The following is a 12,092-nucleotide window of genomic DNA, read 5'->3' on the forward strand; positions in this document are numbered from 1 at the left end:
TTACGCCACCTCGCTACGGGCCGCACGGATGCGGTAGTTGGTCAAAAGGTCGAAGGCCAGCAGGAAGAACAGCAGCATCCCCTGGAATACTTGAATGGCCGCGGCAGGAAGACCCATTTGGGACTGCGCAATTTCACCACCGATATAGGTCAATGCCATTAGACCACCGGCTAGTAGGATGCCCACCGGATGCAGTCGACCCAGAAAGGCCACGATGATCGCGGTAAAGCCATAGCCGACGTTAAAGTCGATGCTGACAACACCCGAGGGGCCCGAGACTTCGAACATCCCTGCCAGCCCGGCCAGTGCGCCTGACAGGCCAAGACAGAACAGGATCAGCCGTGCTGGGTTTACCCCGGCGAATTTGGCTGCGCGCGGGGCCTCACCCGTCAGGCGGATGTGAAAGCCCAGCATGTGCCGGTTCAGCAGGATATAGGAAAAGATCACGGCTATCAGTGCGGTCACAACGCCCCAATGCATCCCCGATCCTGCGATCAGCTCGGCATTATGCGCACTCTCATAGGATTGCAGATTGCGTGAACCCGGAAAACCGAACCCTTCGGGGTTTTTCAGCAGTCCCAGCGAGACCGAGGCCATCATCTGTTCAGCCACATAGACCAGCATCAGCGAGACCAGAATTTCATTGGTGCCAAAGCGCACCTTCAGAAAGGCCGGAATAGAGGCCCAGAGCCAACCGCCAAGCGCACCTGCCATCACCATGATCGGAAAGACATACCAGGCATCCAGCGGGTAAAAGGCCAGCCCGGCCCCCGCACCAAAGATGGCGCCCATGATATACTGACCCTCGGCGCCGATGTTCCAGATACCGGCGCGGAAGCCTAACGACAGGCCAATCGCAATCAGCACCAACGGCGCGCCCTTCACCAACAGCTGCGGGCGGTAATAAAAGGCGAATTCACCGAACAGAGGCTCCCAGAAAATGGTGCCGATGGCCTGAACCGGGTTTTTACCCAGGACGGCAAACAATATGCCGCCAAACAGCATCGTCGCCAGTACCGCCACAAGCGGGGTCGCATAAGACCACGCCTTGGACGGCTGTGGCCGTTTCTCCAATACAATCATCTGCTCACACCCCCGTCGTCATATTTTGTTTTGCATCAGACATGGGCTACCTCCATGCCATGTGCACCACCCATCATCAGGCCGATCTCATCCACGGTCAGACCCGTGGTTGTGCGTGGCGCGCTGAGCCTGCCTTCGTTCAGGGCGGCAAAGCTGTCCGAGATTTCCATCAATTCGTCCAGATCCTGGCTGATGCAGACCACCGCCGTGCCCTTGGCGGCAAGGTCCAGAATGGCCTGCCGGATCGACGCAGCGGCAGCGGCGTCCACCCCCCATGTGGGTTGGTTCACGACCAGCACATCGGGGTTCTGCAATACCTCGCGCCCGATCACGAATTTCTGTAGGTTGCCGCCTGACAATGACCGGGCCGCATTCTCGGGCCCCGGCGTGCGCACATCAAAGGTGCTGATGATCTTTTCAGCAAAGCTTTTGGCATCTGCCCATTTCAAGAACCCGTTGCTTTCCAACCCTTCGCGGACCGATCCGGTCAGCAGGGCGTTTTCGGTCAGGCTCATGTCTGGGGCGGCTGCATGTCCCAACCGCTCTTCGGGGGCGGTCAGTACGCCCAGCTTGCGCCGTGCGGTTGGGCCCAGTTTGCCAATCGGCTGGCCATCGAATTTGATCGCATCGGCAGCTGTCTGGATTTCGCCAGACAGGACACCCAGCAGTTCGTCCTGTCCGTTGCCGGCAACACCGCCAATTCCCAGCACTTCGCCCTTGCGAACTGTCATGTGGACATTCTTCAGCGCGGTGCCGAATTCAGACGGCGAGGGCACGGAAAGCCCGCTGACATCCAGCGCGACCTCGCCGAACTCGCGGCCCCCGCGCTCAGGTGTTTGCAGGGTTGAACCGACCATCAACTCGGCCATCTCCCGGGCCGAGGTTTCAGACGGAACGCATTCGCCCACATTCTTGCCCAGACGCAGGATCGTAGCGTGGTCGCATAGGGTGCGGATTTCTTCAAGCTTGTGCGAGATATACAGGATCGATGTGCCTTCAGACCGCAATTTATTCAGCGTTTCGAAAAGGATATCGACTTCTTGCGGAGTCAGAACACTGGTTGGTTCGTCCATGATCAAAAGCTTTGGATCCTGCAGAAGGCAGCGAATGATCTCAACCCGTTGGCGTTCCCCCGCAGACAGGTCGCCGACTGTACGAAAGGGGTCCAGCGGTAGGCCGTAGGTTTCCGAAACTTCCCGAATGCGCGAGGCCAGGTCGCCCATTGGCGGCGGGTTCTCCATCCCCAATGCGATGTTCTCGGCCACGTTCAGCGCGTCGAACAGCGAAAAATGCTGAAATACCATCGCGATTCCGTCAGCACGCGCGGCACGCGGCTCGGGCGGAGCAAAGGGTTGGCCACGCAACAGCATGGTGCCGCTGTCGGGCTTCACCAAGCCATAGATCATTTTGACCAGCGTGGATTTTCCCGCGCCGTTTTCGCCCAACAGGGCATGAACTTCGCCCTCACCGATGTCAAAGGACACCTGATCATTGGCCACGACGCCGGGATAGGCTTTGGTCAGTCCTTGCAAACTTAGCAGTGGAGTGGTCACGCGCTCAGATCCTTCTTCAAATTGTTTTGCCCGATCGGGCGCAGCAGTTGTGCTGCGACGCCCACGGCAATCATCTGCGGGTGCTTGCCCAGGCCCGGGTCGCCAATCGGGCAGGTGATCCGGCTGATCCGCTCGGGCGAGTGCCCCAGCGCCGCCAGCCGAGACCGGAACCGCGCCCATTTCGTAGCCGAGCCGATCAGCCCCGCAAAGCGGAAATCGTGCGAAAGCAGACGGTTGCACAATTCCAAGTCCAGATTGTGTGAATAAGTCAGCACCAGATGTTCAGCATCACGCGGCGCATGCCGAACCAGTTCCGCTGGTTTCGCGGCAGGGACAGCGGTGACTCCGTTCGGTACGGTTTCCGGAAACCGCTTGGATCCTGTATCGACCCAAGTGATTGCGAGATCGGGCAGCGGTGACAGGACATCCACCAAGGCGCGACCGACGTGACCCGCGCCCCAGACCCACAGTGTACGCGCGGGTTTGTGGACCGGCTCGACCATCCAGCCTTCGATCAGCTGTGCCTCTGGTGCAATCCCCTGTCCGCGGGCTTCGGTCAACAGGCGTTTGACCGACAGTGGCATGTCCTGGCCCGATGTTGGTCGCGCGATGATGCTGTCGTCCAGATCGTTGATGTTGTTGCGGTCATAGACCTCGCTTAGCAAGGAAACAGCGCCACCACAGCACTGGCCCATGTCGGGGCCAAGCGCGTGATGGGTCAGGCGCGATTGGGCGGTTTGTATCCGCGCCGCTTCGGCTGCCTGAAACTCAAGTGTGCCGCCGCCGATCGTGCCGGATTGCCCGTCCTGCCAGACCAGCATTGCGGCACCAACCTCGCGTGGGGACGAGCCCTTGATCCCGGCGATGACTACCCGGATCACGCGCCCATGGGTTTTGACCGCCTCCCTCAAAGTCTCAAGGTCAAATCCCATCAGTCGTCCCCCTTCATCCTTTGGACACCATTCCAGACTTCTTCTGCCGTGGCGGGGGCATCCAATGCGGGGTAGCTGTTTCCGCAGGCCGCCACCGCATTCGACAGTGCCAGCCAGGCGGATATCCCAAGCATGAATGGAGGTTCGCCTACTGCTTTCGAGCGATAGATCGTGTCCTCACGGTTTTCAGCCTCCCAAAGCGCAACGTTGAAGATGTCGGGGCGGTCGGAACAAGCTGGGATCTTGTAGGTCGATGGCGCATGGGTGCGCAGATTGCCTGTGCCATCCCAGACGAGTTCTTCGGTCGTCAACCAACCCGCGCCCTGCACATAGCCACCTTCGACCTGACCGATATCCAGCGCAGGGTTCAGCGACGCGCCCGCGTCATGCAGGATATCCGTGCGTAAGATGCGGTTCTCACCGGTTAGTGTGTCCACGGCAACTTCGGTGATCGAGCCGCCATAGGCGAAGTAGAAAAACGGACGACCTTGGCCTTTGATCCGGTCCCATTCGATCTTGGGTGTCTTATAGAAGCCGGTGGCCGAAAGGCTGATGCGGCCCTGATAGGTCAGCGCAGCCGCTTCGGCAAAGGTATAGCGTTCCTCACCAACCGATACATGACCATCCCCGAAAGTGACGGCCGACGGGTCGGCCTGATGTCGCTCGGCCAGATACTCTGCCATCCGGTCGCGGATCGTGTCACAGGCGGCTTTCACCGCCATGCCGTTGAGATCGCTTCCCGAGGATGCCGCCGTTGCCGAGGTGTTCGGCACTTTGGCCGTGTCTGTGGCGGTGATCTTCACCATCTCTAGCGGAATACCAAAGCGTGAGGCGGCAACCTGGGCCACTTTTTGAAACAGGCCCTGGCCCATCTCGGTACCGCCATGGTTCAGGTGCACGGACCCGTCCTGGTACACATGCACCAGCGCGCCGGCCTGATTCAGATGGGTCAGAGTGAAGGAAATGCCGAACTTGACCGGAGAGAAGGCGATGCCCTTTTTGATCACGCTGTTCTCGGCATTCCATTTCTGAATTGCTGCCTTGCGCGCGGCATAGTCGCTGGAATTCAACAAGGCTTCGGTCATGCCGTGAAGTTCGAAATCTTCGACTTCCATGCCATAAGGGGTGGTGTTTGGCGTATCGCCGTCATTGCGATCAGGGGCATGGTCATCGGTACCCGCCGGGGCAGCGTAATAGTTCCTGCGGCGCAGTTCGACCGGGTCCAGACCCAGCTCATGCGCGGCGTGGTCCATGACGCGTTCGATTCCAACCATACCCTGAGGGCCTCCAAACCCCCGATAGGCGGTGGCAGATTGGGTGTTGGTTTTCAGCCGGTGACTTTCGATCCGCGCATTGGGCAGCAGATACGCATTGTCGGAATGCAGCATCGCCCGGTCCGCGACGGGCAGCGACAGGTCTTGTGCCCATCCGCATATGGCATGGTGCAGAAAGGATACCCCCTGAATATGCCCATCCTGATCGAACCCGGCCCTATAGCCAATGCGAAAGGCATGCCGCTTACCGGTGATGATCATGTCGTCATCGCGGTCATAGCGCATCTTGCAGGCTGTGCCGGTTGCCCGCGCAGCCACTGCGCAGGAAACAGCCAGAGCGTTGCCCTGGCTTTCCTTGCCCCCGAACCCGCCGCCCATGCGCCGGGTTTCAACGCGCACAGCATGCATGGGAACGCCCAGAGCTTCTGCCACTTTGTGCTGAATCTCAGTTGGGTGCTGGGTCGAGCTGTGGACCAGCATATCAGCACCCTCATTCGGCACCGCCAGTGCAGCCTGACCTTCCAGATAGAAATGCTCTTGCCCGCCAAGCTCAAAACTGCCTTCGATCACATGCGCAGCGCCTGCGATGGCGGCGTCTGCATCACCTTTGGTGTAGATGCGCGGGCCGTCCTCGAACCGACTGTCGGCGGCCAGCGCCCCTTCAATCGTCAGAATTGGTGTTTCTTCAGTATAGTCGATCTTGCCCAGTCGTGCAGCTTTGCGCGCGGCCAGATGGCTGGTGGCGACAACCAGAAACACGGGCTGCCCGATATAGTGGACAGAGCCGTCCGACAACAAAGGTTCATCGTGAATGGACGGTGAGACATCATTCGCAAAGGGCAGGTCTTCGGCGGTCATCACCATGACGACACCGTCAGCGGCCTTGACTGCAGACAGGTCAATCGCGGCGATTGTGCCCTTGGCGATGGGGCTGAGACCAAAGGCCAGATGTAACGTGCCTTTTGGTGTTGGGATATCGTCCACATAGCGGGCCGAACCGGAGACATGCAGCGGCGCGGCGTCATGAGGCAGTGGCTTTGTCACGCTCATGCCGACACCTCCAGCACATTGGTTACCTGGCCCTGATCTTCAAGGAAATAACGCTCCAGCATCGCTTTCGCCGTCTCAAGGCGGTAATGAGCCGAGGCGCGCATATCTGACATTGGCGCGTAATCCTCGGCAAACATCGTCAGAGCGGATTGAACGGTAGCAGCTGTCCATGGCTTGCCGGTCAACGAAGCTTCGACTTGAGTGGCGCGTTTCGGAACGCCCGCCATGCCGCCAAATGCGATGCGCGCCTGAGTGACGGTACCTTCAGCAACGGTAATGTTGAAACACCCACAAACGGCCGAGATATCCTGATCAAACCGCTTGCTGAGCTTGTAGCATTTCAACCGATCCGCCTGGCGCGGGAAGCTTACGGCTTCGACGAATTCTCCGGGTATTCGATCCTGTTTTCCATAGTCGATGAAGAACTCTTCCAAGGGCAGCGTTCGCCTTGTGTCGCCTTTGCGCAGGTGCAGGCTGGCGCCCAGGGCAATCAGTGCAGGCGGGTTGTCACCGATTGGTGACCCATTGGCGATATTACCGCCTACGGTTGCGGCGTGCCGCACCTGTACGCTGGCATAGCGGCGGATCATTTCAGCATAAGAGGGGTGCAGATCCCCCAGCGCTTCGCCCATGCGGTTCATATCGACCATGGCACCAAGACGAATTTCATTGTCAGTAACCGTGATCTGTTTCAGATCATCGCAACCGTTCATGAAGATTACTGTTTTCAGGTCGCGCAACTGTTTGGTGACCCAAAGGCCTACATCGGTCGCGCCAGCGACCAGGGTGGCCTCTGGGTGTTCGGCATAAATGGCGGCAAGCTCGTCCGAGGACCGCGGCAGCATAGGAGACGCGGCGGGTGCTGCGTCAGGTTTGTCCTTGACCCAGACGGGAACAGGGTGCTTTTCGGCGGCTTTGGCGGCACGGATAATCGGCGCATAGCCCGTGCAGCGGCACAGGTTCCCGGCCAGCTGTGTGTCGTGATCGGTTGCACCATTCGCATGTCCGGCCACCATCGACATTACAAAGCCGGGGGTGCAAAAGCCACATTGCGACCCGTGCAGATCAACCATTGCCTGCTGAACCGGGTGGGCCTGCCCATCCGGGCTGCTGGCGCCTTCGACGGTGCGCACCGCTTTGCCGTGGAGCTGAGGCAGGAACAGAATGCAGGAGTTCAGAGCTTTGGCTCCTCCCTGATCCGTCACCATGACAGTGCAGGCACCGCAATCACCTTCGTTGCAGCCCTCTTTGGTGCCGGTCAGAGAGCGATCCTCGCGCAGCCAATCCAACAAGGTGACTGTCGGATCGACATTCGCCAACTCCACTGTCTCTCCGTTCAGAAGAAACGTGATATCCATTCGTGAAACCCGTCGCGTTACCGAATTGCGCCTCTGAATGCTCTCCTTCGATGCGACGTAGAAAGAGTGCGGGCGGATAGCTTGCCACTAGATGTTAGAAACAGCGCAGCCAATCTGGCAAGAAAAACCGCGCTTCTGATGTATCATTTCATTGGTCCGAGCCTTGTGTTTCATGTGGTTTCGATGTTCATCACCTTGAAACTAAAAGGTTTTGTAGCATGTTTCACCCTCAGAGTCCGAAGCACCTTATGGATTTCCCGAACAATCAACGCATGTTTTTTTGGCAATCCGAACCTACGGTTCAGGCTTTTGTACCATCACCGGCTGCGATAGCGTGGGCGGCATGAGCAGCACTCCACGATTCATCCACCTCCGCGTTCACACCGAATATTCCCTGTTGGAAGGCGCCGTACGGCTCAAAAAGCTGCCCGGCCTGTGTGAAAAGCTTGAGATGCCCGCCGTCGCCGTCACGGACACCAACAGCATGTTCTCTGCGTTGGAGTTTTCGGTCACCGCCAGCGGGGCGGGTGTTCAGCCGATCATGGGGTGCCAGGTCGATCTGACCTATCTGCAGGCGCAACCGGGCGAGAAAGCGAAAGCCCCCGCGCCGCTGGTGCTGCTGGCGCAGTCAGAGGTCGGGTATGAAAACCTAATGAAGCTCAGCTCTTGCCTGTATGTGGACAAGGGCGGGCAGTTGCCGCAGGTGACATTGGATGAACTGGCAGAGCGCTCGGATGGTCTGATCTGCCTGTCTGGCGGCCCTGACGGACCGGTGGGTCGCTTGTTGCAGCAAGGGCAGCGCCCAGCGGCCGAGGTCTTGGTGGATCGCCTTGCAACCATGTTCCCGGATCGTCTGTATGTCGAACTACAGCGCCATCCAGGCGAGGGTGGTCAGCCCGAGGCCGAACGTCTGACCGAGCGCGGCCATGTTGAAATGGCCTATGCCAAGAACCTTCCGCTGGTGGCTACCAACGATGTCTACTTCCCGACCACGGACATGTACGAAGCGCATGATGCGCTGATCTGTATTGCCGAGGGCGCTTATGTCGATCAGCAGGATGGCCGCCGCCGTCTGACCGCACAGCATTATTTCAAGTCGCAGCAGGAAATGGCAACCCTGTTCGCCGATCTGCCCGAAGCAATCGAAAACACGGTCGAGATCGCCAGGCGCTGTGCGTTCATGGCCTATCGCCGTGATCCGATCCTGCCGAAATTCGCCGATGACGAGGTGGCCGAGCTGCGCCGCATCGCCAATGAAGGTCTGCAGAAACGTCTGGCCGTGATCCCGCATGCGGTAACCCCTGAAGAGTATCAGAAGCGGCTGGATTTCGAACTGGACATCATCGAGGGCATGGGGTTTCCGGGTTATTTCCTGATCGTTGCCGATTTCATCCAATGGTCAAAGGATCAGGACATCCCGGTTGGGCCGGGGCGGGGCTCGGGCGCGGGGTCGCTGGTGGCCTATGCGCTGACGATCACCGACCTTGATCCGTTGCGTTATTCGCTGCTGTTCGAACGTTTCCTGAACCCCGAACGGGTATCGATGCCTGACTTCGATATCGACTTCTGCATGGACCGCCGCGAAGAGGTGATCCGCTACGTGCAGCAGAAATATGGGCGCGACAAGGTTGGGCAGATCATAACTTTTGGCGCGCTGCTGTCGAAGGCCGCCGTGCGTGACATCGGGCGGGTTTTGCAGATGCCATACGGGCAGGTGGATCGCCTGTCCAAGATGATCCCGGTCGAAGGGGTGAAACCCGTCTCGATTGAAAAGGCGCTTAAAGACGAACCGCGTCTGCGTGAAGAGGCGCGTAATGAAGAGGTTGTCGATCGCCTGCTCACCTACGGCCAACAAGTCGAGGGGCTGTTGCGGAACGCATCGACCCACGCGGCTGGCGTGGTGATTGGCGACCGTCCGCTGGATGCGCTGGTGCCGCTGTATCAGGATCCGCGTTCCGACATGCCTGCGACCCAGTTCAACATGAAATGGGTAGAACAGGCCGGTCTGGTTAAATTCGACTTTCTGGGCCTGAAAACCCTGACCGTGATCCAGAATGCGATGGATCTGATCTTCAAATCCGGGCGCGACCTGCACATCGCTGCTGATGGCACCGAGCTGTACGAAGCCGCCGAAGGGGCCGCGAACCAGATTAACGCCATCCCGCTGGATGATGAAGCGACTTACAAACTCTACTCAGCGGCCAAGACCGTAGCGGTGTTCCAAGTGGAATCCTCGGGCATGATGGATGCGCTCAAGCGGATGAAACCGGATTGTATCGAGGATATCATCGCCCTCGTCGCGCTATACCGTCCGGGCCCGATGGAGAACATCCCCAAGTTCTGCGAGGTCAAGAACAAGCTGAGCGAACGGGACACGCTGCATCCTTCCATCGACCATATCCTGGACGAAACCCAAGGCATTATCGTCTACCAGGAACAGGTTATGCAGATTGCTCAGGAAATGGCGGGCTATAGCCTTGGCGGAGCGGATTTGTTGCGCCGCGCGATGGGTAAGAAAATTCAGGAGGCGATGGATGCCGAGCGGCCTAAGTTCCTCAAAGGCGCTGCTGAGAATGACGTGGACGAGGCTAAGGCGACCGAGGTCTGGAACCTGTTGGATAAATTCGCCAACTATGGCTTCAACAAATCCCACGCTGCCGCCTATGCCGTGGTCAGCTATCAGACCGGCTGGTTGAAGGCGAACCACCCGGTCGAGTTCATGGCCGGGGTCATGAACTGCGATATCCATCTGACTGACAAGCTGGCGGTTTACTTCGAGGAAGTCCGCAAAGGGTTGGAACTGCCTTACATACCGCCCTGCGTGAACCGCTCGCAATCCACGTTTGACGTGGTGGATCAGCATCTGGTTTACGCGCTGGGCGCGTTGAAAAACGTCGGCGTTGAGGCGATGAATTTGGTAGTAGAAGGACGTGCAGGCAAACCGTTCGTCAACCTCTTCGACTTTGCCCGCCGCGTTGATCTGAAGAAGGTCGGCAAGCGGCCCTTGGAAATGCTAGCGCGTGCTGGCGCGTTTGATGAACTCGACAAGAACCGCCGCCGCGTCTTCGAAAGCCTTGATCCACTGGTGCAATATTCAGCTGCGATCCACGATCAGAAGAACTCGAACCAGGTATCGCTGTTCGGCGAGGCGGGCGACGACCTGCCCGAGCCACGCCTTTCGCCGACGCCGGACTGGTTGCCTGCCGAGCGTTTGAGCGAAGAGTTCAAGGCCATCGGATTTTACCTGTCCGGCCACCCGCTGGATGATTATATGCCTGCCCTAAAACGCAAGCAGGTACTGACACTGGATGAGGTGATGGAAAAGGCACGCTCGGGTCCGCTGATCGCCAAGATGGCCGGTGTAGTGGCTGGGCGGCAGGAACGGAAATCTGCGCGCGGAAACCGGTTTGCCTTTGCCCAACTTTCTGACCCTACAGGTGCCTATGAGGTCACACTGTTTTCCGAAACGCTGGAGAAATCCCGTGAGTTTCTGGAAACCGGTGCACAGGTGGTGCTGACCGCCGAAGCAACGATGGAGGCCGATCAACTCAAACTGCTAGGCCGGTCCGTCGGGCCGGTAGATGCGGTCGTGGCCGAGGCAGGGGCGACCGGGCTGCGCATTTTTGTTGACCAGTCGCAGGTTCTGCCCACAGTTGCCAAAGTTCTGGAAGATGCCGCTGGCGCAGCCAAGGGGGCTGCGAAAGGGCCTATCCATCTGTGCCTGCTTGATCCTGGCCTGCCGGGAGATGTCGAGATGGACCTTGGCCAGGAATTCCCAATCAACCCGCAGATCAAAGGGGCGATCAAGTCGCTGGACGGCGTGATGTCGGTTGAGGAAATCTGACAGCCCCGGAAAAGTTGCCTGACATTCGCCCGCCGGATAGGCTGAGGACTGAAAGAGATTTTCTGGTGATGCCACAGGAGGGCAACCATATGACGATCCCACATTTCGGTTTTCGAACATTGATATTGGCCGCGTCGATGGCCATGGTCACCGCCGGGTCGGCGGTGGCGGACGACAAGAAGAAAAAGAACACCATCGAAGGCGCGTTGATCGGGGCGGGCGTCGGTGCTTTGATTGGTGATGGCAAGGGCGCGGCAATCGGCGGCGTGGCCGGGGCCCTTATTGGACATAACTGGAAATGACTACGATGCGTTTGACCCAAATGAAAACCGCTCTCGCAAGCCTGTGCATGATCGTTCCGGGCATGGCCATCGCCGATGAAACTGCTGAACAAATGGTTCAGGACGCATTGCCCGTCATGTATCATACCTGTGCAACGGTGGTTGAAGAGTCGGACGGTGATGAGGCCTATATCTTTGCGGTTGTCGAGAAGATGACAGCACTGTCGATCTATAACCGCCAGATTGATATCAATGATCACGCAAGCACGGACGAGGACAAAGCGAAACTGCGCGAGACCTTCATAGCCGCATTGAGAGAGGGCTGCGCCGAGGACCAGCATGCCCTGTTGGGCGGGGTTGTCGACAATGCGGTGAAAACGACGCTCGGCTTGTAATCGCTCAGTAATGCGGTGGGCGTTCGTCTCCTAGGATGATGCCGCCTGATCCTTCTTGTGCCCGTTCACCTTCGCGGCGCATCAGCACCTCAACCCGGCGGGTCAAGTTGTCGATCTCATCCTGCTGCCGCGTGACGATTGTGTTCAGATCTTCGACCGTACGGGTCAGATGGGCGATTTGCTCTTCCAGATGTTGCATTGGAAACTCCTGTCTCGCGCCGGTCATAACGGCACCGGCTGTGCAAGGCCAGCGAAAGCGCGCCTTGCCCCGAAACGGGCCATGGGATAGACCGCGCGCGGAACACTTAACGCCCAAGGACGC

9 protein-coding genes are annotated in these 12,092 nt (G+C 58.6%); 3 read left to right on the top strand and 6 right to left on the bottom strand.

The window, feature by feature from the left end:
- Genes AC2FJ5_RS08465 through xdhA form a run of 5 tightly spaced genes read right to left on the bottom strand, consistent with a single transcriptional unit; the run spans window position 1 to window position 7,250 of the window.
- Entirely contained in the window at window positions 1-1,083 is a 1,083-nt protein-coding gene (locus tag AC2FJ5_RS08465; protein WP_142638948.1) for an ABC transporter permease, read from the bottom strand.
- 35 nt (window positions 1,084-1,118) lie between these two features.
- On the bottom strand, window positions 1,119-2,636 hold the full coding sequence (locus AC2FJ5_RS08470) for an ABC transporter ATP-binding protein (RefSeq protein ID WP_496793079.1): 1,518 nt from the start codon (window positions 2,634-2,636) through the stop codon (window positions 1,119-1,121).
- Window positions 2,633-3,568, bottom strand: a complete 936-nt coding sequence (gene xdhC / locus AC2FJ5_RS08475) for a xanthine dehydrogenase accessory protein XdhC (protein WP_496793080.1) — start codon at window positions 3,566-3,568, stop codon at window positions 2,633-2,635. Before xdhC ends, AC2FJ5_RS08470 begins: the two co-directional genes overlap by 4 nt.
- Window positions 3,568-5,892, bottom strand: a complete 2,325-nt coding sequence (gene xdhB, locus AC2FJ5_RS08480) for a xanthine dehydrogenase molybdopterin binding subunit (RefSeq protein ID WP_496793081.1) — start codon at window positions 5,890-5,892, stop codon at window positions 3,568-3,570. The genes xdhC and xdhB overlap by 1 nt, the downstream gene beginning before the upstream one ends.
- Complete coding sequence (xdhA, locus tag AC2FJ5_RS08485; RefSeq protein ID WP_496793083.1) at window positions 5,889-7,250, bottom strand: xanthine dehydrogenase small subunit; 1,362 nt, start codon at window positions 7,248-7,250, stop codon at window positions 5,889-5,891. The genes xdhB and xdhA overlap by 4 nt, the downstream gene beginning before the upstream one ends.
- 343 nt (window positions 7,251-7,593) lie before the next feature.
- Between xdhA and dnaE the strand changes: the two genes are divergently transcribed.
- From dnaE to AC2FJ5_RS08500, 3 genes are all read left to right on the top strand, one after another.
- Window positions 7,594-11,094: a DNA polymerase III subunit alpha gene (dnaE, locus tag AC2FJ5_RS08490; protein WP_282022353.1), complete on the top strand. Its 3,501-nt coding sequence runs from the start codon at window positions 7,594-7,596 to the stop codon at window positions 11,092-11,094.
- A gap of 89 nt (window positions 11,095-11,183) precedes the next feature.
- Window positions 11,184-11,396, top strand: a complete 213-nt coding sequence (locus AC2FJ5_RS08495; RefSeq protein WP_496793084.1) for a YMGG-like glycine zipper-containing protein — start codon at window positions 11,184-11,186, stop codon at window positions 11,394-11,396.
- 20 nt (window positions 11,397-11,416) lie between these two features.
- A complete protein-coding gene (locus AC2FJ5_RS08500; RefSeq protein ID WP_496793086.1) occupies window positions 11,417-11,770 on the top strand; it encodes a hypothetical protein in 354 nt (117 codons plus the stop codon).
- A 4-nt stretch (window positions 11,771-11,774) separates the two neighbouring features.
- Here the strand turns inward: AC2FJ5_RS08500 and AC2FJ5_RS08505 are convergent, their stop codons facing one another.
- Complete coding sequence (locus tag AC2FJ5_RS08505; RefSeq protein WP_142638896.1) at window positions 11,775-11,969, bottom strand: SlyX family protein; 195 nt, start codon at window positions 11,967-11,969, stop codon at window positions 11,775-11,777.
- Window positions 11,970-12,092 lie beyond the last annotated feature (123 nt).

This window comes from Ruegeria sp. CDSA221, from assembly GCF_059611825.1.

Coding starts and splice junctions, on each gene's coding strand:
- AC2FJ5_RS08465 (WP_142638948.1), bottom strand. CDS start 1,083: ATGATTGTATTGGAGAAACGGCCACAGCCGTCCAAGGCGTGGTCTTAT.
- xdhC (WP_496793080.1), bottom strand. CDS start 3,568: ATGGGATTTGACCTTGAGACTTTGAGGGAGGCGGTCAAAACCCATGGG.
- xdhB (WP_496793081.1), bottom strand. CDS start 5,892: ATGAGCGTGACAAAGCCACTGCCTCATGACGCCGCGCCGCTGCATGTC.
- xdhA (WP_496793083.1), bottom strand. CDS start 7,250: ATGGATATCACGTTTCTTCTGAACGGAGAGACAGTGGAGTTGGCGAAT.
- dnaE (WP_282022353.1), top strand. CDS start 7,594: ATGAGCAGCACTCCACGATTCATCCACCTCCGCGTTCACACCGAATAT.
- AC2FJ5_RS08495 (WP_496793084.1), top strand. CDS start 11,184: ATGACGATCCCACATTTCGGTTTTCGAACATTGATATTGGCCGCGTCG.
- AC2FJ5_RS08500 (WP_496793086.1), top strand. CDS start 11,417: ATGAAAACCGCTCTCGCAAGCCTGTGCATGATCGTTCCGGGCATGGCC.
- AC2FJ5_RS08505 (WP_142638896.1), bottom strand. CDS start 11,969: ATGCAACATCTGGAAGAGCAAATCGCCCATCTGACCCGTACGGTCGAA.